The sequence below is a fragment of the Streptomyces sp. 8L genome (assembly GCF_020176795.1).
Classification (GTDB): Bacteria; Actinomycetota; Actinomycetes; order Streptomycetales; family Streptomycetaceae; genus Streptomyces.
Genome location: NZ_JAIUKE010000103.1, coordinates 1 through 21,673, shown reverse-complemented (window position 1 = coordinate 21,673; position 21,673 = coordinate 1). Strand labels below are relative to the sequence as shown.

The 21,673-nt window shown below is 69.4% G+C and carries 18 protein-coding genes; 10 read left to right on the top strand and 8 right to left on the bottom strand.

Translation table 11 applies throughout. The features are described 5' to 3' along the window. Positions 1-340 precede the first annotated feature (340 nt). Complete coding sequence (dnaA, locus tag LCE31_RS10980; RefSeq protein WP_225013991.1) at positions 341-2,347, bottom strand: chromosomal replication initiator protein DnaA; 2,007 nt, start codon at positions 2,345-2,347, stop codon at positions 341-343. A gap of 366 nt (positions 2,348-2,713) precedes the next feature. Here dnaA and rpmH point away from each other — a divergent pair, with 366 nt between their 5' ends. The 9 genes from rpmH (at position 2,714) to LCE31_RS10935 (ending at position 9,776) form a co-directional block, all read left to right on the top strand. Further along, positions 2,714-2,851, top strand: a complete 138-nt coding sequence (gene rpmH / locus LCE31_RS10975) for a 50S ribosomal protein L34 (RefSeq protein WP_003949374.1) — start codon at positions 2,714-2,716, stop codon at positions 2,849-2,851. Between the two features lie 18 nt (positions 2,852-2,869). Further along, the gene (gene rnpA, locus LCE31_RS10970; protein ID WP_225013990.1) at positions 2,870-3,241 is read left to right on the top strand and encodes a ribonuclease P protein component; all 372 of its coding nucleotides are present in this window, start codon (positions 2,870-2,872) and stop codon (positions 3,239-3,241) included. Continuing rightward, a complete protein-coding gene (gene yidD / locus LCE31_RS10965) occupies positions 3,238-3,603 on the top strand; it encodes a membrane protein insertion efficiency factor YidD (RefSeq protein ID WP_225013989.1) in 366 nt (121 codons plus the stop codon). The genes rnpA and yidD overlap by 4 nt, the downstream gene beginning before the upstream one ends. Beyond that, positions 3,604-5,010 carry a membrane protein insertase YidC gene (yidC, locus tag LCE31_RS10960; protein WP_225013988.1) on the top strand — a complete coding sequence of 469 codons (1,407 nt, stop codon included), beginning with the start codon at positions 3,604-3,606 and terminating at the stop codon, positions 5,008-5,010. A gap of 15 nt (positions 5,011-5,025) precedes the next feature. After that, positions 5,026-5,547, top strand: coding sequence for a Jag family protein (locus tag LCE31_RS10955; protein ID WP_225013987.1), 522 nt, complete (start codon positions 5,026-5,028; stop codon positions 5,545-5,547). A 107-nt stretch (positions 5,548-5,654) separates the two neighbouring features. Beyond that, positions 5,655-6,371 (top strand): 16S rRNA (guanine(527)-N(7))-methyltransferase RsmG, encoded by a 717-nt coding sequence (gene rsmG, locus LCE31_RS10950; protein ID WP_225013986.1) that lies wholly within the window; start codon positions 5,655-5,657, stop codon positions 6,369-6,371. A gap of 422 nt (positions 6,372-6,793) precedes the next feature. Then, the gene (locus LCE31_RS10945; RefSeq protein ID WP_225013985.1) at positions 6,794-7,873 is read left to right on the top strand and encodes an AAA family ATPase; all 1,080 of its coding nucleotides are present in this window, start codon (positions 6,794-6,796) and stop codon (positions 7,871-7,873) included. After that, entirely contained in the window at positions 7,870-8,988 is a 1,119-nt protein-coding gene (locus LCE31_RS10940; RefSeq protein ID WP_225013984.1) for a ParB/RepB/Spo0J family partition protein, read from the top strand. Before LCE31_RS10945 ends, LCE31_RS10940 begins: the two co-directional genes overlap by 4 nt. A 170-nt stretch (positions 8,989-9,158) precedes the next feature. After that, positions 9,159-9,776 carry a GNAT family N-acetyltransferase gene (locus tag LCE31_RS10935; protein ID WP_225013983.1) on the top strand — a complete coding sequence of 206 codons (618 nt, stop codon included), beginning with the start codon at positions 9,159-9,161 and terminating at the stop codon, positions 9,774-9,776. 244 nt (positions 9,777-10,020) lie between these two features. On the opposite strand, the gene trxA is transcribed toward LCE31_RS10935, so the two are convergent. The 7 genes from trxA to LCE31_RS10900 all read right to left on the bottom strand — a co-directional run bounded on the left by trxA (position 10,021) and on the right by LCE31_RS10900 (position 19,811). Continuing rightward, positions 10,021-10,353: a thioredoxin gene (gene trxA / locus LCE31_RS10930; protein ID WP_225013982.1), complete on the bottom strand. Its 333-nt coding sequence runs from the start codon at positions 10,351-10,353 to the stop codon at positions 10,021-10,023. A gap of 46 nt (positions 10,354-10,399) precedes the next feature. Continuing rightward, on the bottom strand, positions 10,400-11,374 hold the full coding sequence (gene trxB / locus LCE31_RS10925) for a thioredoxin-disulfide reductase (protein WP_225013981.1): 975 nt from the start codon (positions 11,372-11,374) through the stop codon (positions 10,400-10,402). Positions 11,375-11,501: 127 nt separating this feature from the next. Then, positions 11,502-12,569, bottom strand: coding sequence for an anti-sigma factor family protein (locus tag LCE31_RS10920; RefSeq protein WP_225013980.1), 1,068 nt, complete (start codon positions 12,567-12,569; stop codon positions 11,502-11,504). After that, positions 12,566-13,270 (bottom strand): RNA polymerase sigma factor SigM, encoded by a 705-nt coding sequence (gene sigM / locus LCE31_RS10915; RefSeq protein ID WP_225013979.1) that lies wholly within the window; start codon positions 13,268-13,270, stop codon positions 12,566-12,568. Before sigM ends, LCE31_RS10920 begins: the two co-directional genes overlap by 4 nt. A gap of 24 nt (positions 13,271-13,294) precedes the next feature. Continuing rightward, on the bottom strand, positions 13,295-15,016 hold the full coding sequence (locus tag LCE31_RS10910; RefSeq protein WP_225013978.1) for a protein kinase family protein: 1,722 nt from the start codon (positions 15,014-15,016) through the stop codon (positions 13,295-13,297). A gap of 120 nt (positions 15,017-15,136) precedes the next feature. Beyond that, entirely contained in the window at positions 15,137-17,380 is a 2,244-nt protein-coding gene (gene murJ, locus LCE31_RS10905) for a murein biosynthesis integral membrane protein MurJ (protein WP_225013977.1), read from the bottom strand. A 46-nt stretch (positions 17,381-17,426) separates the two neighbouring features. Beyond that, positions 17,427-19,811 (bottom strand): DUF6049 family protein, encoded by a 2,385-nt coding sequence (locus tag LCE31_RS10900; RefSeq protein ID WP_225013999.1) that lies wholly within the window; start codon positions 19,809-19,811, stop codon positions 17,427-17,429. 241 nt (positions 19,812-20,052) lie between these two features. On the opposite strand from LCE31_RS10900, the gene LCE31_RS10895 reads away from it, so the two are divergent. Next, a complete protein-coding gene (locus LCE31_RS10895) occupies positions 20,053-21,522 on the top strand; it encodes a CCA tRNA nucleotidyltransferase (protein WP_225013976.1) in 1,470 nt (489 codons plus the stop codon). Positions 21,523-21,673 lie beyond the last annotated feature (151 nt).

Here is a 21,673-nt window from a genome sequence, read left to right as displayed (position 1 = left end):
GGGGAGACGCGTCGCGGGAGCGCGGGCATGCGCCGCCGGGCACGGATCGCGCCGCGCCGCGGGCATGAGTGGGTGAGCCCGGCCGCGTACGGCCCTGCGGGAGGGCGCGGACGGACCCGCGGGAGCGCGCGGACGGCGGGCGGGGGCGTGCGCCGTGTGCCGCGGGCACGCGAAAGGCGCCCAGGAAGGGCGGGGCCGGCAGGTCTGTGCGGGACTCGGGGTAGCCGCAGGACTCGGGGTAGCCGCGGGACTCGGCAGGACTCGGGTCGCTGCGGGACTCGCCCGGACGTGGCGCGGCTCAGCGACGCTCAGCCGCCTTGCCGGACCTCGCTGGAGCCGCTCAGCCGTTCTTGATGCGGTTCGTGAGCTCCGTCACCTGGTTGTAGATGGAGCGGCGCTCCGCCATCAGCGCGCGGATCTTCCGGTCCGCGTGCATCACCGTCGTATGGTCGCGGCCGCCGAACTGCGCGCCGATCTTCGGCAGTGACAGATCGGTCAGCTCCCTGCACAGGTACATGGCGATCTGCCGCGCCGTCACCAGCACCCGGCTGCGCGAGGAGCCGCAGAGGTCCTCCACGGACAGGCCGAAGTAGTCGGCGGTCGCCGCCATGATCGCCGCGGCCGTGATCTCCGGAGCCGCGTCCTCGCCGCCCGGGATCAGGTCCTTGAGCACGATCTCGGTCAGCCCGAGGTCCACCGGCTGCCGGTTGAGGGAGGCGAACGCGGTCACGCGGATCAGCGCGCCCTCCAGTTCGCGGATGTTCCGCGAGATCCGGGACGCGATGAACTCGAGGACCTCGGGCGGCGCGTTCAGCTGCTCCTGTACGGCCTTCTTCCGGAGGATCGCGATCCGCGTCTCCAGCTCAGGCGTCTGCACATCGGTCGTCAGGCCCCACTCGAAGCGGTTCCTGAGCCGGTCCTCCAGCGTCATCAGCTGCTTGGGCGGCCGGTCGGAGGAGAGCACGATCTGCTTGTTCGCGTTGTGCAGCGTGTTGAAGGTGTGGAAGAACTCCTCCTGCGTCGACTCCTTGCTCGCGAGGAACTGGATGTCGTCGACGAGCAGGATGTCGACGTCCCGGTACCGCTTGCGGAAGGTGTCGCCCTTGCCGTCGCGGATCGAGTTGATGAACTCGTTCGTGAACTCCTCCGAGCTCACGTACCGCACCCGGGTGCCGGGGAAGAGGCTGCGCGCGTAGTGCCCGATGGCGTGCAGGAGGTGCGTCTTGCCGAGGCCCGACTCCCCGTAGATGAACAGCGGGTTGTACGCCTTGGCCGGTGCCTCCGCCACGGCGACGGCGGCCGCGTGCGCGAAGCGGTTCGACGCGCCGATGACGAACGTGTCGAAGAGGTACTTCGGGTTCAGGCGCGCGTGCGGCTCCCCCGGTCCCGGCGCGGGTGCCGGCTGCGCGCCGAGCGGCCCCGGCACGCCGCGGTGCCGGCCGCCGGGGCCACTGGGACCACCGGGGCCGCCCGCGCCAGGGCCACCGTGGCCGCCGCGCGCCGCGCCGCCGCCGTGCGAGCCTGACCCGCCGCGGCCGAGCTGCTGCTCCGGCAGCCCCCTGGCGTCCTGCCGGGGCTGCTCGTAGGGGCCGCGGTCGCCCACGGGCGACGGGCGGTAGTCACTCTCGGGCCCGCGGTACTCGCTGTCGGAGTGCCGGTAGTCGTTGTCCTGCGACGGGCGGTAGTCGTTGTCCTGCGGTGCTGCCCGGTAGTCGCCGTCCTGCGGCGACCGGTAGTCCCCGTCGGGGGCCCGGTAGTCGTTCTCCTGCCGCCCGTAGTCACCGTCCGGCCTGCCGTACTCGTCCTGCGGCCTGCGGTAGTCGTGCTGCGGCTGCTGCGTCCGCGCGTTGTTGTACGGATCGTCCTGGTAGCCGCCGAGGCGGGTCTGCTGCCAGGAAAGTTCCTCCTGGCTGCGCGGCCAGGCACCGGGCTCGGGGCGCTGCTGCTGGTAGTCCGGGTAGGCGGGGCGTACGGAGGGGATGACGTCGTCCGGAGCGTGGTGCGCGTAGCCGTCGTCGTAGACGCTGTGGCGCGGCTGCGGCACGGGGGCCGGCGGGGTCGGCGCCGGGTCCGCGGCCGACGGGTCCACCGTGATGGCGATCCTGATGGGTCTGCCGCACTCGTGGCTCAGCGTCTCACTGATGAGTGGCGCCAGGCGGCCTTCCAGTACCCGCTTTCCCCATTCATTGGGGACGGAGAGCAGCGCCGTGTCCGCGACCAGGGCGAGCGGCTGGCAGCGCTCGATCCACTGCTTGTCCTTGCTCTCCACACCCTGCTGGCCTTCCCTGAGGAGCTGCTCCAGCACTCGCGGCCACACTGCGGCAAGATCGGCAGGTACGTCAGCCACGAGGCACGCTCTCTCACAGGTCCCACGAATGTGCGCTTCTCGGGACGGGATGGGAAGACCGGCGGATAAGGAGGCCGGAGTTCAGCCACGGTAGTCAGGCCGACCCGCGCGGTTCAAGTCGTTGTCCACAGGCTGTGCACAGTGGCGGGGGCGCATACTGCTGGTTTGACCGGATGGCGTAATGCCGCGTACCGTGACCAGGTCGAGTTGTCGATGGCTGCTGCCGCCTGCCTCCGATGGGCAAAGATCACGGATCGTGATTGTGAAGCGGTGCACTCGGGCGTTGAACGAGAGCTGCTACTCGTGGGCGCACGGTGACAGCCAGACGATGCCCCGCCATCACCCATCATTCTCTGGAGCCCCTGAGTGAGTAAGCGCACCTTCCAGCCGAACAACCGCCGTCGCGCCAAGACCCACGGGTTCAGGCTGCGGATGCGTACCCGTGCCGGCCGCGCGATCCTCGCGTCCCGCCGTGGCAAGGGTCGCGCCCGTCTGTCCGCCTGATTTCCACCAGGTCATGACGTGCTGCCTACCGAGCATCGGCTGAGGCGGCGCGAAGAATTCGCGATCGCGGTACGCCGAGGACGCAGGGCCGGACGGCCGCTCCTGGTCGTCCACATGCGCGACGGTCGACTTGACCCGCACGCGCCGGGGGGGAGTGCCTTCCCGGTACGTGCGGGTTTCGTCGTGAGCAAAGCCGTCGGTGGTGCCGTCGTCAGGACGCGGGTGAAGCGCCAGCTTCGGCATCTTGTCCGCGAACGCCTGTCCGTACTTCCCCCCGGTAGCCTGGTTGTCGTACGAGCGTTGCCCGGTTCGGGTGATGCGTCCCATGAACAACTGGCCCGAGACCTGGACGCCGCTCTTGAGCGGCTGCTGGGAAGGGGCGTGCGATGAAGTATCCGCTGCTGGCCCTGATCAAGCTGTACCAGTGGACGATCAGTCCTTTGCTGGGTCCGGTCTGTCGTTACTACCCGTCGTGCTCGCACTATGGGTACACGGCCATCGACCGACACGGCGCGGTGAAGGGCACGGCGCTTACCGCCTGGCGCATCCTGCGGTGCAATCCGTGGTCGCCGGGTGGTGTGGATCATGTTCCCCCGCGGAAGCGACCGCGGTGGCATGAAGCGTTGCGCGACGCGTGGCGCAGAAAGAGCGGGCACTCCGCGACTGGCGTGCCTTCCGGAGGACCGGGATCTGATCGTTCCGCGTCCTCCAGTCCGGCCGCAGAGACCTCGCCCCATGCTCAAGGAGCCTGAATGTTCGACTCGATTGCCAGTCTGTTCAGTTTTATCACTTGGCCTGTTTCGTGGGTCATCGTCCAGTTCCACTCCCTGTACGGGGCGGTCTTCGGCCCCGATACCGGGTGGGCCTGGGGACTGTCCATCGTGTCCCTGGTCGTGTTGATCCGTATCTGCCTGATCCCGCTCTTCGTCAAGCAGATCAAGTCGACGCGCAACATGCAGGTGCTCCAGCCGAAGATGAAGGCGATCCAGGAGCGCTACAAGAACGACAAGCAGCGACAGTCCGAAGAGATGATGAAGCTGTACAAGGAGACGGGCACCAACCCGCTCTCCTCGTGTCTGCCGATCATCGCCCAGTCGCCGTTCTTCTTCGCGCTCTACCACGTGCTCGCCGGCATCGCGAACGGCACCAAGATCGGCGCCATCAACCAGCCGCTGCTCGACAGCGCCCGGCAGGCCCACATCTTCGGCGCCCCGCTGGCCGTGAAGTTCCTGGACAGCTCCAGCAAGGCCGCCAGCCTCGGCGCCTCGCTGACGGACGTGCGCATCGTCGCCGGAATCATGATCATCATGATGTCCGCGTCGCAGTTCTACACGCAGCGCCAGCTGATGACCAAGAACGTCGACATCACGGTCAAGACCCCGTACATGCAGCAGCAGAAGATGATGATGTACGTCTTCCCGCTGATCTTCATGGGTATGGGTGTCAACTTCCCCGTCGGTGTCCTCGTCTACTGGCTGACCACCAACGTGTGGACCATGGGCCAGCAGATGTACGTGATCAACCAGAACCCCACGCCCGGCAGCAAGGCGCAGGACGCCTTCCTCCAGCGGCTGCTCAAGTCCGCCACGACGCATGAGCAGGTGCGGTCCAACCGCAAGCGGAAGATGATCGCGGCGATCGTCTCCAAGGGCCCGGACCGCAACGACAACGAGCGCAAGTTCATCACCGGCCTCGCGAAGGCGGGCCTGGCGGCCCAGGCGGACGGCTCCCTGGTCAAGAGCGACACGATCGCCGCGGAGAGCGGCGCCGGCGCTACCGTGCGGCGCCAGCAGCCCAAGCGCCAGAGCAAGTCGCAGCGGCAGTCCTCCGCCGCCTCTCCGGCCGGTACGCAGACGGTCGAGTCGACCGATGACGACTCCGTGGCCACCAGCCTGGAGAAGGAGCCCGCGGGGTCCTCGCGGCGGCAGGGCGGCTCGACGAAGTCGGCCGGTTCCCGGCAGAGCGCCTCCCCCAAGCAGGCCGGGCAGGCCAAGCAGACGGGCCAGACCAACCAGGGCGGTCAGGCGAAGTCCGGGCAGCAGGGGCAGCAGCCCGCCAGGTCCAAGGCTTCGGGCAAGCCCGCCGCCGCGCGGTCAGGCCAAGCCAAGTCGGGGCAGCGCAAGGGCCAGCAGCGGTCCAAGCACCCCTCCAAGAAGTAACGAAGGAGTCCATCCGTGACGGAAGGAACCGTTGTCGCCACCGAGGGTGCCGCTGAGGGTGGCGACACCCTGACCCGCCTGGAGCAGGAGGGAGAGATCGCGGCCGACTACCTTGAGGGCCTGCTCGACATCGCCGATCTCGACGGCGACATCGACATGGACGTCGAGGCGGACCGCGCCGCGGTCTCGATCGTCAGCGACGCCGGCGGCCGGGATCTGCAGAAGCTGGTCGGGCGCGACGGTGAGGTGCTGGAGGCGCTCCAGGAGCTGACGCGGCTCGCCGTGCACCGGGAGACCGGTGACCGCAGCAGGCTCATGCTGGACATCGCCGGCTTCCGGGCGAAGAAGCGCACCGAGCTCGCGGCGCTTGGCGCCAAGGCGGCGGACGAGGTCAAGAGCACCGGGGAGCCGGTGAAGCTCGACCCGATGACGCCCTTCGAGCGCAAGGTGGTGCATGACGCCATCGCCGCCGCCGGACTGCGCAGCGAGTCCGAGGGCGAGGAGCCGCAGCGCTTCGTCGTGGTTCTTCCCGCCTGACCGGAGAGAGAGCGTGTCGGCCCCGTCTGTTCCGCAGGCGGGGCCGCTGTTTGTCAGTCTGAAGGCTGAGCCCGCCGTGCGGCGGCTCGTAAGGAAGGACGGTCCCCGTGACGGAAGCGGCTGAGCTTCCCCCTGCCCCGGAGGGGGCGCGGACGGTTTTCGGCGAGTATTTCCCCGAGGCGGTCCGGTACGCGGAGCTGCTTGCGGACGTGGGGGTCAAGCGGGGGCTCATCGGTCCCCGTGAGGTGCCTCGGCTCTGGGAGAGGCACCTGCTCAACTGTGCTGTGCTCGCGGAGGTCGTACCCGAGGACGTCATGGTGTGCGACGTCGGCTCCGGCGCGGGACTGCCGGGCATCCCGCTGGCCCTCGTGCGCCGGGACCTGAAGATCACGCTCCTTGAGCCCCTGCTGCGGCGTACGAACTTCCTCCAGGAAGTCGTGGAGCTGCTCGGCCTCGACCATGTGACGGTGGCGCGCGGGCGCGCCGAGGAGGTACTGGGCAAGGTCCAGCCCGTTCATGTCGTGACCGCTCGTGCGGTGGCCCCGCTGGACCGGCTCGCCGGCTGGGGCGTGCCGCTGCTGCGCCCCTACGGGGAGATGCTGGCGCTCAAGGGTGACGCCGCGGAGGAGGAGCTGAAGAGCGCCAGGGCCGCGCTGGGCAAGCTGGGAGTGGTGGACACCTCCATCGTGAAGGTGGGGGAGGGAATCGTCGACCCGCTCGCGACGGTGGTACGGGTCGAGGTCGGCGAGAGCCCCGGCGGCGTCAGGTTCGCGGCGAAGCGCGCCAAGGCCGCGCGCACGGGACGCACACGCCGCCGCCGCTGACCGCGGAAGCGGAGTGGGGCCGGGTGGGCCGGAGTGGGGCCCGAGACCGGGGTGCACGGAGCGCGTACGGCCTCGCCGTGGCCGGCGTGGCTGATGTGGCCGGCACGGCTGGGTGATGTACCGGCCCGGTGGCCCGGTGTGGGGTGTGTTGTCGTTCCGAGGCCGCTATCCGGCTTCTGCGTGTGATGCTCCATAGATGGTGCGGTGCCGGATTGCCCCGGAGTGTCGTGGCGATCCGGTAGGGCGGCCCGTGCATCGTGTTTCACGTGAAACGTCGCTCACTGCTTCAGGGAATCATCGACCGTGGGCGTGCGGCTGCCGCACCGCGAGCCCGGAAACCCCTCGTACGGGGCACGGAGTTTTCCACAATGGGGCATTCCTCCACAGAACCAAGAGCCTCGCTGGTTCACCACCCCCAAAGCATGGCAGGCTCTGTTCATTGCGAGTCTGAAGTCGAGGAGAGTGAATCCTTGCGGTCCGACGCCAACATCGCGGGACCGATGGCCGATCCGGTCCCCGGTCCCCGTACCGAGTCTCTGGGGGACGATGTTTCACGTGAAACACCGCCCCCGATGGACGACACCCCCATCGGTAGAGCTGCGCAGCTCGCGGTGGAGGCACTGGGTCGCGCCGGTGAGGGACTGCCACGTCCCGAGCAGACGCGCATCATGGTGGTTGCCAACCAGAAGGGCGGCGTGGGAAAGACCACGACCACCGTCAACCTGGCTGCTTCCCTGGCGCTGCACGGCGCCCGGGTCCTGGTGGTCGATCTCGACCCGCAGGGCAACGCGTCCACCGCGCTGGGCATCGACCACCACGCCGAAGTCCCGTCCATCTACGACGTTCTGGTGGAGAGTAAGCCGCTCTCCGAGGTGGTCCAGCCCGTCTCTGACGTAGAGGGCCTCTTCTGCGCCCCCGCGACCATCGATCTCGCCGGTGCGGAGATCGAGTTGGTGTCCCTGGTGGCCCGGGAGAGCAGGCTCCAGCGTGCGATCGCCTCGTACGAGCAGCCGTTGGACTATGTGCTGATCGACTGCCCGCCCTCGTTGGGCCTGCTCACGGTCAACGCGTTGGTGGCGGGTGCGGAGGTGCTGATCCCGATTCAGTGCGAGTACTACGCGCTGGAGGGCCTGGGGCAGCTACTGCGGAACGTGGACCTCGTGCGCGGGCACCTTAACCCGGCGCTGCATGTCTCCACGATCCTGCTCACTATGTACGACGGCAGGACCCGTCTGGCGTCCCAGGTCGCGGACGAGGTGCGCACCCACTTCGGGGAAGAGGTGCTGCGCACCAGCATTCCGCGCTCCGTACGGATCTCCGAGGCCCCCAGTTACGGTCAGACGGTACTGACCTACGATCCTGGATCGAGCGGCTCCCTGTCGTACCTCGAAGCGGCGCGTGAGATCGCGCTGCGCGGCGTCGGCATCCGCTATGACGACGGCAACGCCCACCTGGGCGACCAGAACAACCAGCAGAGCACGTCAGAGGGGATCATCCAGTGAGCGAACGACGCAGGGGGCTGGGACGTGGGCTCGGTGCGCTGATTCCCGCTGCTCCTCAGGAGCCCTCGCCTGCCGCCCGGGAGGGAGGCCCTGTCGGAAGCCCCCTGCTGACGGCAGAGCGGGGTGCGGCCTCGGAGCGCGGTGTGGCGGCCGGGAAGGTGACCTCGCTGCCGCAGGCGGCCACCTCGACGGAGTCCGGACCGAACGTCCAGCAGCCGGTTCCCGAGCCGGTGCCGGAGGGGCCGGCGACGGTGGCGGGGGCGCACTTCGCAGAAGTGCCGATCGACTTCATCACGCCGAACCCCCGCCAGCCGCGTGAGGTGTTCGACGAGGACGCGCTGGCCGAACTCGTGACCTCCATCAAGGAGGTTGGCCTGCTGCAACCGGTCGTCGTACGGCAGACCGGGCCTGAGCGCTACGAACTCATCATGGGCGAGCGCCGTTGGCGGGCGTGCCGTGAGGCGGACCTGGAGCGTATCCCGGCGATCGTGCGGGCCACGGACGACGAGAAGCTCCTGCTGGACGCATTGCTGGAGAACCTGCACCGCGCCCAGCTGAATCCGCTGGAAGAGGCGGCGGCCTACGACCAGTTGCTGAAGGACTTCAACTGCACGCACGACCAGCTGGCCGACCGGATCGGGCGCTCACGCCCGCAGGTCTCCAACACGTTGCGTCTGCTGCGTCTGTCGCCCTCGGTGCAGCGCAGGGTCGCGGCCGGTGTGCTGTCGGCGGGTCACGCCCGCGCGCTGCTCGCGGTGGAGGAGTCGGAGGAGCAGGACCGGCTGGCCATCCGCATCGTGGCCGAGGGGCTGTCGGTGCGTGCCGTCGAGGAGATCGTGCAGTTGATGGGGGACCGGCCCACCGCGACCCCCAAGACGAAGGGGCCTCGAGCCGGGGCACGGCTGTCGCCGGCCCTGTCGGAGCTCGCCTCGCGGCTGTCGGACCGCTTCGAGACCCGGGTGAAGGTCGACCTGGGGCAGAAGAAGGGGAAGATCGTCGTCGAGTTCGCATCGATGGACGACCTGGAGCGCATCCTCGGCACCCTCGCTCCCGGCGAGGGACGCGTGATGGACCAGGCGCCGTCCGAGGAGTCCGCTGCCGACGACGAAGGCTGATGGCCTACTGAACGACGCTGAGAGCGGGCCGTGTTCCGGGAAGCCCCGGATACGCGGCCCGCTCTCTTTGCTCGTGCTCTGTGTGCCCGGCGCGGGCACGTGGATACGATGCGCAGGGGGCCGAGGTTCTGCCTTGGCCGCATGAGGTGAGGAAGTGAGGAACGGTCTTCATGGGACGTCGGCTCGCACCGCTCACACTGGACAACCTCCCCGACCTCCCTCATCGATGCCGGGCGTGCGTGTTCTGGGAACTGGATGCGGTGGGCGGGGAGGCCGCCGTCACCGCGGGAAGATCTGACGCCGAGAAAGAGGCGTGGATCTCGGCCGTGCTGCTGGAGTGGGGTTCCTGTGGCCGTGTCGCCTACGTCGACGAGGTTCCGGTCGGCTTTGTGCTCTACGCCCCGCCGGCGTACGTGCCGCGCTCCACGGCCTTCCCGACGAGTCCTGTGTCGCCCGACGCCTGCCAGCTGATGACAGCGTGGATCATGCCGGACTACCAGGGTCAGGGGCTCGGTCGTGTCCTGGTGCAGACCGTGGCGAAGGATCTTCTGCGACGCGATTTCAAGGCGATCGAGGCCTTCGGCGACGCACGCTGGAAGGAGCCGGCCTGTGTGCTGCCGGCAGATCATCTGCTCGCGGTGGGGTTCAAGACCGTGCGTCCGCACCCTGCCTACCCGAGGCTGAGGCTCGAACTTCGCTCCACGCTCTCCTGGAAGGAAGATGTGGAGATGGCGCTGGACCGGCTCCTGGGCGCAGTGCAGAAGGAGCCCGCACTGCGACCGCTCTGAGGCCCCTCGACCGCTCCGAGCCTCCTCGACCGCTCTGAGAGCTCGCCGCTCTGGGGGCCGCCGCGACCGCCGGAGCGGGCGAGTGGCGCGTGCCCCGGAGGAACTCCCCCGGAGTACCGCTCCGAAGCTCCTGTGGTCCGAAGCTGTCCTGTGGTGGGACAGAAACGAGCCCGTCCCCCAGCCGGGGGACGGGCTCGTTTCACGTGAAACATCGCGGCGCCGTAGCAGGCCGACCGCCGGCGGTTCACTCGCCGATGAAGGTCTCCAGGTCACGCACGAGCGCGGCCTTCGGCTTGGCGCCGACGATGGTCTTGGCGACCTCGCCGTTCTGGTAGACGTTCAGCGTCGGGATCGACATGACGCCGTACTTGGCCGCGGTCGCGGGGTTCTCGTCGATGTTGAGCTTCACGACCTGGATCTTGTCGCCGTGCTCGGCGGCGATGGCCTCCAGGGACGGAGCGATCTGGCGGCACGGCCCGCACCACGCGGCCCAGAAGTCGACCAGAACAGGCTTGTCGCTCTTGAGCACGTCCTGCTCGAACGTGTCGTCGGTTACATGCTTCAGGTCGCCGGCCACGGCGGCCTCCTTCATTCGTTGGTGTGAGGTGGTGGTGATCGACGGTTCAGACCGTGGCGGTCTTCTCCGGCTCGGGGGTCTGCTCGCTGTCGGCGAGGGCAGCGAGGTAGCGCTCGGCGTCCAGCGCCGCAGAACACCCAGTGCCCGCGGCCGTGATCGCCTGGCGGTACGTGTGGTCGACCACGTCGCCGGCTCCGAAGACACCGGTGACGTTGGTCCGCGTCGTCGGGGCCTCGACCTTCAGGTACCCCTCGTCGTCCAGGTCGAGCTGGCCCTTGAACAGCTCCGTACGCGGGTCGTGGCCCACGGCGATGAACAGGCCCGTCACGGCCAGATCCGACTTCTCGCCGGTCTGGGTGTCGCGCAGGGTCAGTCCGTTGAGCTTCGGATCGCCATGGATCTCGGCGACCTCCTTGTTCCACGCGAAGGAGATCTTCGGGTCGGCGAAGGCGCGGTCCTGCATCGCCTTGGAGGCACGCAGGGTGTCGCGGCGGTGCACGATCGTCACGGACTTGGCGAACCGGGAGAGGAAGGTGGCCTCCTCCATCGCGGTGTCACCGCCGCCGACCACAACGATGTCCTGGTCCTTGAAGAAGAAGCCGTCACACGTGGCACACCACGAGACGCCGCGGCCCGACAGCTCCGCCTCACGCGGCAGGCCCAGCTTGCGGTACGCGGAGCCGGTGGTGACGATCACGGTCTTCGCGCGGTGGACGGTGCCGGCGGTGTCGGTGACGGTCTTGATGTCGCCCGTGAGGTCGACCTCGACGATGTCGTCGGGGACGAGCTCGGCCCCGAAGCGCTCGGCCTGGCCCCTCATGTTGTCCATGAGGTCCGGACCCATGATCCCGTCCTGGAAGCCGGGGAAGTTCTCCACCTCGGTGGTGTTCATCAGCGCGCCACCGGCCGTGACGGCACCCTCGAAGACCAGCGGCTTCAGCGACGCACGCGCGGTGTACAGCGCGGCGGTATAGCCGGCCGGCCCGGAGCCAATGATGATCACGTTACGGACGTCGCTCACGGGTTATTCCTCGTCTCTGGGGGCTGCCTACGGCCTCATCGGGACCAGTTCAAGGACTGTCATCCGACCTAACGGATACTACGGGCCGTGCATTCCCCCGGGGACCTGTGGCGCGGGGAGGACCGCGTCACCGACGGGGATAGATGTCCGACTGAAGAATCTTTCCCTTGCCGGGGGGCGTCGCATCCACACAGGTGGCATCCACGACGTACACGCGGACCGTGGCTTCGTCCGACGGGTTCGCCAGGACGAGCAGATAGGCCGGGATGCCTCGGTAGGTGCCCTGCTGGGCCGCGATAACAGCCTCGCTGCGGCCGGTCCCCTGCCGTACGCAGTACGGCACCTGGGGAACGGCCTGCATCATCGGCTCGTCGGTGGCGGTCTCCGTGTTCGGCGAGTTCCCGCGCAGATCCGGGTTGGCCCGGGTGCTGCTCGGCTTCGGCGCCAGAAGCGTGTCCACGCGCGTCTCCAGCTTCGCGCCGGAGAACTCGTCCGTACCACTCACGCTGGTGGTGACGCGGGGAGAAGGTGCCCGGCCGGCAGTTCCGGCGCCGCTCTTTGTGTCTGTCCCCTGAAGGAGGAAGGCTCCCACGCCGAGAACGGCGATACCGAGAGCCGTACCGAGGACGGCGGCACTCCGACGCCTGCGCACCGAACGTCCCCGTCCGGGGCCGGTGGCCGTACGGCTCGGTCCGCGGGTGGAGCGGCCGGGGCCACCGGGAGCCCGAGGAGAGCGCGATGTTTCACGTGAAACATCGGTCCTGCCCGTCGGCTCGGTCGCCTCCATGACGGATGCCGGGGCCTCGTCTTCCTTCTCTTCCTTCTCTTCCTCGGGCTGCCGCCCCTCGGGTGGTTCCTGCCGGCTACGCGCGTCAGCCCCGGCGGCTGCGGGGGCGGGGACGGTCGCACGAGGTCCGGTGGGCGCACCCGCCGGCGGTGTCGCGTCGAGGAGTGCCTCGGCGGCCAGGGCGGCGTCGATGCGCTCGGCGACGTCCGCCGGCATGGGGGCGGGGCCGGGCAGTGCGCCGAGGAGGTCCCGGATCTCCATGAGGGACCGATGGACATCCGCGCAGAGCGCGCAGCTGTCGAGGTGGTCCTGGAGTTCGGTCGTGCGGGACGGCGGGAGCAGGCCTTCGGTGAGGTCGGAGATCTCCTCGACGTCCGGGTGCTGGTCCGTGTCGGACGAGGAAGTCACGCGCGCCCACCTCCGCCCTTCACCGCTGCCGGATCGCCTGGTTCCGTCGGGCTTTGCCCCGTTGCCGGTGGGACGGGAGTCCCCGGCGTCCGGTTCCGCCCGCTGCCTGCTTGTGGAGTGTCTCCCGCGTCACGTCGCAGATGGCTGAGGAGCGGGAGGAGCCGTGCCCGCCCACGGGCGCACCGGCTCTTGACCGTGCCGCTGGGAACGCCGAGGACTCGGGATGCCTCTGCCACGGGATACCCCTGCATGTCCACGAGTACGAGGGCGGCTCGCTGGTCGGGCGGCAGTTTGGAGAGCGCTGCGAACAGCTCGCGGTGCAGGTCCTGGCGTTCCGCTGGAGCCTCGGCGGACTCGTGCGGTTCGAGCAGCTGCTCCATGCGCTCGGTGTCGTCCACCGGGGTGGTGCGCCGGCTGGCCGCCTTCCGTACACGGTCGAGGCAGGCGTTCACGGTGATGCGGTGCAGCCAGGTGGTGACGGCGGACTGGCCGCGGAACGTATGGGCGGCACGGAAGGCTGACACCAGGGCGTCCTGTACGGCGTCGGCGGCTTCCTCCCGGTCGCCCAGGGTGCGTATCGCGACGGCCCACAGGCGGTCCCGATGGCGTCGGACGAGTTCACCGAAGGCGTCCGGGTCACCAGCGACATGTGCGGCCAGCAGGTCGTGGTCGCTCACGTCGGTGAGTGCGGCGTCGTCCAACGGTGAGCCCCTCCCCTGATCCGGTCAGCTGGTGACGTGGATCTCCGAGACCTCGCCCCGGTAGCCACCGTCGCCGGCCGCGGGCAGCTTGGTCAGCCAGACCAGAACGTACCGCGACTTCACCGGCTTGGAGGGCTTCAGCGAGACTTTCTCACCGGTTCCCTGAGCAATCTTCGTGAACCCGTCCAGACTCGTGGGGCTCGTCGTGGCGTCCGGGTCGGCCGCCCTGAGCTCGACGGACGTCTCTCCGGCGAAGTCCACCGTGACCGAGCCGACCGTCTGTGCCGTGCCCAGGTCCAGGATCAGCCCGACGCCCGGCTTGAGGTTCCCGAAGGTCGGCTCGCCGATGTAGCGCTTGGTCTCCCAGGATGTGGCCGCGTTGCCGTCGATCGCCTTGGGTACGTCTTCGGGGTTCTCGGAACCGTCGCCCGGCGGCGGGTCGAAGTCCTGCGCGTGGACGACGGTGATGGGCTTCGGAGCGGTCGGCTCCTTGTCACCGTCGGTCTTGGTGACCTTTGAGCCCGACGGGGTGTCGTCGTTGCCCTGGCCGCTGAGCACGCGGTCGGCGATCTGCCAGCTGCCCAGGCCGAGCGCCACGATCACGAGAGCGGAGACGACCCACTTGAGGAGCTTGCCGGGAGGCGTCTGGAGCGGGGGCGGCGGCACGACCGTCGGAATGACGGTCGTGTTCCGCGGGCCGGGGCCCGGCGTTCCGTAGTTGCCCTGCTGGTACGTCGTGCGCTGGTAGTCGGGCGGCGCCGTGAAGGCGGGCTCCGGAGGCCGGACGCGGGGCATCTCCGCGACGGCCTTGGCGAGTTCGTCGGGGGTGGTGCAGGGCGGCTCCTGCCGCGACGCGGTGGCGCCGTCGTTGGCGAGGGCCCGCATGGCGAGTTCGGACAGTCCGCGGTGGATGCCCGCACGCACCTGGTCGGGCGCCATGAGCCCGGCTCCCTTGGGCAGGCCCGTCAGGCCATAGGCATCGGTCTCGTACGGCCAGCGCTGGGTCAGGGAGGCGTAGAGGAGAGCGCCGATGGCCTCGGTGTCGGCGCGCTGCGGTCGGTCGGCGGTGATGCCGCGGAGCGCGGCGTTCACCGCGAGACCGCGGATGCGGTACTGGCCGCCGGAGGTCCTGAGCACCGCGCTGGGCGTCAGCCGCAGGTGCGACAGCCCCTCCCGGTGGGCCGCGGCCATGGCTTGCGAGACCTGGCTGACGAGCTGATAGGCGTCGTGCGCCTCCAGCGGTCCCGAGGCGAGCAGCGCCGTGAGCTCCACCGCGTCCGGCAGCCACTCGTGGACGACGTACACGAGGTCGTTCTCCTCGACCGCGTCGAGGACTTGCACGAAGCGCGGGTCGCCCAGCAGTGCGGCGGAGCGCGCGGCGGCCAGTACGGAGCGGGCACGAGGGTGGTTCGCGGGAAGGAGGTGCACGCCGACGGCGCGGCGCAGCTTCTCGTCGACGGCACGCCAGCTGCTGAATCCGTCCAGACGGGTGACGCACTCCTCCAGGCGGTAGCGTCTGGCGAGTTTGTGACCGCTGTGCAGCTCCGGCGCCTCGGGGCCCTTTTCGGGGGCCTTGGGCTCGTCATCCGTGTCGGACGCCTTCTCGGGCTCGGACTTCTCCGTGCTCTCCTGGGCTTCCGCCACCCCGTCGGTCGTGGTCTCCTCCGCCGTGTCCTGCTTGGCGGGCAGCGGCTCGTCGCCACCGTCGTCGGCCACGTCGACGGCAGCCGTGCTCCGTTCTGCCACCGTCGCTCCTGCCTCCCCATCCGTTGCGCGCTATCCAACAACCAAGCCAATTGTGCCCACAGTCCGGTGCTCTGCACGACACGCGGAGGCCGTCGATGGTTGTACCGGGCCCCCTGCCGACTACCGCCCGAGGCGGCCTCGCACCATTCCGACCATGCCGTTCAGTTCTTCGATGCGCATCTTCTTCGCCGCGACGTAGAAGATTCCGATCAGTGCCGCTCCGCCGACGATGAGGGCCAGCACGGCACCGCCGGCGCCCTTGCTGACGACGTTCAAAATCCCGAAGCCGAGGGCGCCACCGATGACGGCCGCCGGAATGGCCGCCATGCACAGCCGGGCGTATGTCCGCAGGACACGCTTTCCGTCGAGGTCTCCGTTGACCCGCTTCGCCAGCCTGCGCCAGGCGACACCCACGCCGACGGCGTAGGCGAGCCCGTACGAGGCCGCCATGCCGACGACCGCCCAGCGTGCGGGAAGAACTACGTAACAGATGGCGGAGGCAGCGGCGTTGACCGCCGCGACGATGACCGTGTTGTAGAAGGGTGTCCGCGTGTCCTCGTAGGCGTAGAACCCGCGCAGGACGACGTACTGGACGGAGTACGGGATGAGCCCGAGTCCGAACGCCATCAGGATGTAGCCCATCGACCGGGCCGAGTCGAGGCCGCTCGATGAGAAGAGCAGCGTGGAGATCGGTACGCCGAGAGCCAGGAACATGAAGGCGATCGGCACGATCGCGACGGCAGATGTCCTGAGGCCCTGTGAGATGTCGTCCCGGACGGCACCCGAGTCGCCGTCGCTCGCGGCGCGCGAGATGCGCGGCAGCAGGGCCGCCATCACGGACACGGTGATGATGGCCTGCGGCATGCCCCAGATCAGCTGGGCGTTGCTGTAGGCCAGGAAACCGGTGCCGTCGACGCCGGACGCCTTGCCCGCCGCCGTGGACAGCTGGGTCACGACCACGACGCCCGCCTGGTTCGCCAGGACGAACAGGACGGTCCATTTCGCGAGCGCGACCGTCTTTCCGAGGCCGTGGCCCCGCCAGTCGAACCGTAGCCGGAACCTGAAGCCCGCTTCCCTCAGGTAGGGGATCATGGCCAGCGCCTGCACGGTCAGACCGAGCAGTGTGCCGATGCCGAGCAGGCGGACGCCGTCCGGCGGGATGCTGTGGACCGTCATGTGCGAGTCGGCGGCCGTGCCGTACACATAGATGAACAGCCCGAACGTGACAATCATGATGATGTTGTTGAGGACCGGAGTCCACATCATCGCGCCGAATTTACCCCGCGCGTTGAGGATCTGCCCCATGATCACATGGATGCCCATGAAGAAGATCGTGGGCAGGCAGTAGCGAGCGAAGGTGACGCCCACGTTGTTCGCGTCGTGGCTGTCGGCCACGGTGCTGGAGAGCGCGTGGATCAGTTCTGGCGCTCCGAGCACCACGATGGCCACGATGATCGCGAGAGCCACCATCGCGAGTGTCAGCAGCCGGTTGGCATACGCCTCGCCGTTGTCGTCGTCCTCTTTCATGGCGCGGACGAGCTGGGGGACGAACACCGAGTTAAGGCCGCCGCCGACGGTCAGGATGTAGATCATCGTCGGCAGGGTGTAGGCGACGCTCCAAGAGTCGCCCAGCAGTGTGGCGCCAAACGCGGCGGTGATGACGAGGCTTCGTACGAAACCGGTCAGCCGGGAGACCAGCGTTCCGGCGGCCATGACGGCGCTCGACTTCAGTAGCCCGCCCGACTTCGCGGGCTTCGTGGTCGGGGCCGGGGCCTGGATCTCCGGTTCCGGCTCCTCGGGCACCGCCGGGGCGCCCGCCCGCTGGTCGCGGTAGAGGTGCGCGAAGGCGTCCTGCTGCGGCTGCGTGCCCGCGCGGGACACGAGGTCGTCGACGCCGGTCAGCTGGGTGGTGCCGGTGTCGTCGCCGTAGGTCCCGGGGGCCGGCGGCTGGGCCCAGACCCGCGGGTCGGGCCCGTAGGGCTGCTGCCCGTGCTGCTGGGACTGCTGAGGCTGCTGGGGATACAGCTGCTGTGTGGCGTCTTGGTAGGGGCCGGGCGTCTGCGGGGGGCGGGCGGCGCGGTCGTGGAGGGCCTCGCTCACCGGGTCCTGGGACGACCGCTCCTGGGCCCAGTACGGGTCCTCCTGGTACGCCTCCTGGACGTAGGGGTCCCGGGCGTACGGGTTGTAGGGGGCCTGGGGCTGCTGCCCGTGCGGGCCCTGGGCGTAGGGGCCCTGGTCGTACTGGTTCTGGTCGTACTGGTTCTGGGCGGACGGGTCGCCCTGGGAGGGCGGTGGTGCGGGAGCCTGCCCCGCGGGATCGCCGCCCGTGCCCGGGCCACGCTCACCGTCGTACGGCGCGTTCATGGATTACCCCACCTCATCGTCCCCGGCCGACCGGCCACGACATCGCTCAACGGTCCACTTTCTCACCTGAGCCCGACGGCGCCGGGTTCCCCGGTCCGGTGTCCACCCCGGGGTCACTCGGCTGCTCGCCGCCCGAACCGTTCGCCGGACCGTCGCCCGAGCCGTCCCCGGGGCCCTCCTCCGGCCCGTTGTCGGGGCCGTTGCCGTGCGCCGCCCCGGCCGCCGCACGGCGGGCGGCGGCGCGCTTGCGCCTGCTGTACATCTTGACGCCCGCGAAGGCGAGCAGCAGCACACCGCTCGCGATGACGAGCATGGCGGTCGGAGTGATCTCGGAGACCTTGACCTGGAAGGTCATCTTCTGGCTGTAGGGGTGGCCGTCCTCGGTGAACAGCTGCGCGCTCACCTCGACCGGCCCGTTCGCGTTGCCGGTCCCGGTGAACTTCACGGACTGGCTGTGGCCCCCGCCGACCTTGATGGGCTGGTCGGCCACGGCCTTGTCCCCGTCGAGCTTGAGGCGGGTGGGCTTGCTCGACGACAGCCGCAGCACCAGGTGCTGGACGTCCTGGAGGAGCTTGTTCTGCACGGTGACGGGGATGGTGGCGCTGGCCCCCGACAGGGTCAGATCGGACTTCGGTACCAGCAGCACCTCGCCCTTCAGACCGGTCAGGTAGTCCCTGACGCCGGTCCGGTACGCCGACGCGTTCTTGGCGTCGCCTCGCCAGGACGTCGACATCGACCGCTCCTGGGCGTTCGCGAAGGGGGCCTCGACCCGGTCGGGGGCGCTGAGGATGTCCGTGAACCTGGTCAGCAGGTCCTGGGTGTCCTGGATCTCCTGGAAGGCCGAGGACGGCAGCTCCTGCCTGCGCAGGCTCCTGGGGTAGTGGGACGTCCTCGGGATGCGGGTGTTGGCGTCGGGATCGGGGGTGGCGGACGCCGCGTCCGTCAGATTCTCCGGCGACGTCCAGCGTTCCGAGTCCAGACCGTGCAGCGCCGCCGCCATCGCCTGCACCTGCCCGGCGTCCGGCATCCGCTGGGGAGCGACGACGATGCTGCGCTCCTTGTCCGGCTGCTGCCGGGCCAGGGCGAGCGACTGCGCGAGGAATCGCTGCACCGCGAGCGTGGAGGACGCCGCCGTCGTCAGATCGCCCTGGAAGGCCTTGGAGAGCCTGCTGTCCGCATCGACCGCCGTGGTACCGCCCCCGATGGGGCGGGCGGCCGTGGGGGTGTACGGGAGGTCGTCGGTGAGGCTGTCGCTGCGGGTGATGACCTTGTCGGCGCCCGCGGAGGTCGCCACGTCGACGATCGAGGGATCGATGGCCCCCTCGACCGGCCAGGCGAAGTCCGTCGACGGCGTCACGTGGAGGATGGTGTCCACGGTGGTCGCGGCGACCTGGGTGGCCGGCTGGAGATGGCTCAGGCTCCCGGAGACGCTCCGCCCGGTGTGCGCGAGGGACGCGAGGTCCGGGTCGGCGAACGGCAGCGCCACGACCTTCTGGTTCTGTACGGCTTTCTCCAGCGAGTTCAGCCACTGGTTGGCGAGCTGCTGGTTCTTGCCGGGAACGGTGGTGTTCCCCTTCTTGACGCTGTACTTGTGCGTCATCGCGTCCACCGTGGCCAGCAGATCGGGGTCGATGACCCAGGTCACGGGCAGCTGGCTGCCGAGGGCCACCATCTGCTGGAGCCGTCCGCCGGGCGCCAGGTCGGCCGCGAGGTCGTCATTGTCGAAGATCGGCGTCTGCTGCTCGTCGGCCCCTGTCTGCGCGGACAGGTGGACCTTCGAGATCAGCGGCCACAGGAAGGTCAGCTTGGTCTTCTTGTCGGAGGGGTCGGGCTGCCACGGCAGGAAGGTCCGCTGGATTCCGAGGACGTGGTCCCAGGGCTCCTGCGCCGTCTCGCCCGACAGCGAGACCCCGAGCTGGTACACGCCGTCCTCGTCGAGGCCGAGGTCGCCGACGGGCACCGAGAGCGCGAAGTCCTGCCGTGCCTTCGGCGCCAGGTTCGCGATCTTGACCCGGTACTTGCCGCCCAGCGGGGCGACCTGGGTGGCCGTGTCGAGCGATTCGCTCGCCGCGTCGTCGATGGCGCTGCGCCCCGAGAGACGCGGGCCGACCCGCAGGTCGACGTCGGCGTCGTTGACGGTCGCCTTGCCGCGGTTGGTGACGGTGCCGGAGACCGTGAGGGTGTCGCCCTTGACGGGCGCGCTCGGCGAGAGTGTGTTGAGTGCCACGGCGACCGTGCTGTCGCCGGCGGCCTTCTCGGGAGCCGTGGCCTGCGCGGCGCCGGGGGAGGGCGCGGCGTGGGCCGCCGGGGCGGCGGTGCCCGCCAGCGCGCCCGCGAGGAGGGGCGCACCCGCCATCAGGGACGCCGTGCGCCGCAGCCACCGACGGGCAGCCCGATGGCCCGTCCCCCGGAAGTGTGCCGCATCGGCCACGCGCTCGTCCGTCCTTCGTCCTTGGTGCTTGCCGCTGGTGGTCTGTCGTTCGGTGCGTCCACGCATGGTAACGATGAGCGCTGTGGCGAAGTGCTGGGGACCGCTCCACGAGATCGTGAAGAGTCTCATGGACCGGCCGGAAACCGCGCACCGCGGTCGCGGAGCCGGACGAACCTCCAGATGTCCGGATAACGGAAACGGAGGCGGTCCGCGTCCGCCGTGGCACGTACGCTTTCCTGTTGTGCCGAACGCCAACGAAGACAACCCCAGTGCCCTGAATCAGGTGCAGAGCCGCGCGGTCAGTGAACTGCTGCGGGTGTCCCCCGTCGCCGACGCCCTGGCGCTCAGGTTCCAGGAGGCCGGCTTCTCGCTCGCTCTGGTGGGCGGGTCGGTACGGGACGCCCTGCTGGGGCGGCTCGGCAACGATCTGGACTTCACCACCGACGCCCGCCCGCAGGACATCCTCAAGATCGTCAGGCCATGGGCGGATGCGGTGTGGGATGTGGGGATCGCCTTCGGCACCGTCGGCTGCCGCAAGGACGCGCACGTCGACGGCCGCGAGCAGAGCTTTCAGGTCGAGGTGACGACGTACCGCTCCGAGGCGTACGACCGGACCTCGCGCAAGCCCGAGGTGTCCTACGGCGACTCCATCGAGGAGGACCTCGTACGCCGTGACTTCACGGTGAACGCCATGGCGCTCGCGCTGCCGCGTAAGGAGTTCATCGACCCGCACGGCGGCCTCGGTGACCTCGCGCGACGCGTTCTGCGTACGCCGGGCACTCCGGAGGAGTCGTTCTCCGACGACCCGCTGCGGATGCTCAGGGCCGCGCGTTTCTCCGCGCAGCTCGACTTCGAGGTCGACCCCGGCGTGATCACCGCGATGAAGGGCATGGCCGACCGGATCGAGATCGTCTCCGCCGAGCGGGTGCGGGACGAGCTGAACAAGCTCCTGCTGTCCGAGCACCCCCGCAAGGGGCTCGCGCTCCTCGTCGACAGTGGCCTTGCCGCGCGGGTGCTGCCCGAGCTGCCCGCGCTGCGGCTGGAGAGCGACGAGCACCACCGGCACAAGGACGTGTACGAGCACTCGCTGATCGTCCTGGAGCAGGCCATGGACCTGGAGGAGGACGGCCCCGACCTGGTGCTGCGGATCGCCGCGCTCCTGCACGACGTGGGCAAGCCGAAGACGCGGCGCTTCGAGAGCGACGGCCGGGTCTCCTTCCACCACCACGAGGTGGTGGGGGCCAAGCTCGTAAAGAAGAGGATGACCGCCCTCAAATACGCGAACGAGATGGTCAAGGACGTCTCGCGGCTCGTGGAGCTGCACCTGCGGTTCCACGGTTACGGCGAGGGCGAGTGGACGGACTCGGCCGTACGCCGCTATGTGCGCGACGCGGGCCCGCTGCTCAGCCGGCTGCACAAGCTGACGCGCTCGGACTGCACCACCCGTAACAAGAAGAAGGCCGCCGCGCTGTCCAGGGCGTACGACGGGCTGGAGGAGCGCATCACGCAGCTCCAGGAGCGTGAGCAGCTCGACGCGATCCGTCCCGACCTCGACGGGAATCAGATCATGGAGATCCTGGGCGTCGGCCCGGGTCCGGTGATCGGCTCGGCGTACGCGTTCCTGCTGGAGCAGCGCCTGGAGAACGGGCCGATGGAGCACGACCAGGCCGTGGCGGCGCTCAAGGAGTGGTGGGCCGCTCAGGAGCACTGAGGCCGGATGCTCGGAACACGGCTCCCGTCCGGATGGGGCCGCCTGGCGGGGCAGGTTGTGGGGGGAAAAATACCGGGGGGGGGGGGGGCGCGCCCCCCGGGGGGGGGGGGGGGGGGGGGGGGGGGCCCCCCCCCCCCCCCCCGGGGGCGGG

What these genes read in the sequence shown, in the direction of transcription:
- yidD (WP_225013989.1), top strand. Translation starts at nt 3,238, where the DNA reads ATGAAGTATCCGCTGCTGGCCCTGATCAAGCTGTACCAGTGGACGATC.
- yidC (WP_225013988.1), top strand. Translation starts at nt 3,604, where the DNA reads ATGTTCGACTCGATTGCCAGTCTGTTCAGTTTTATCACTTGGCCTGTT.
- LCE31_RS10945 (WP_225013985.1), top strand. Translation starts at nt 6,794, where the DNA reads ATGGCAGGCTCTGTTCATTGCGAGTCTGAAGTCGAGGAGAGTGAATCC.
- LCE31_RS10935 (WP_225013983.1), top strand. Translation starts at nt 9,159, where the DNA reads ATGGGACGTCGGCTCGCACCGCTCACACTGGACAACCTCCCCGACCTC.
- murJ (WP_225013977.1), bottom strand. Translation starts at nt 17,380, where the DNA reads ATGAACGCGCCGTACGACGGTGAGCGTGGCCCGGGCACGGGCGGCGAT.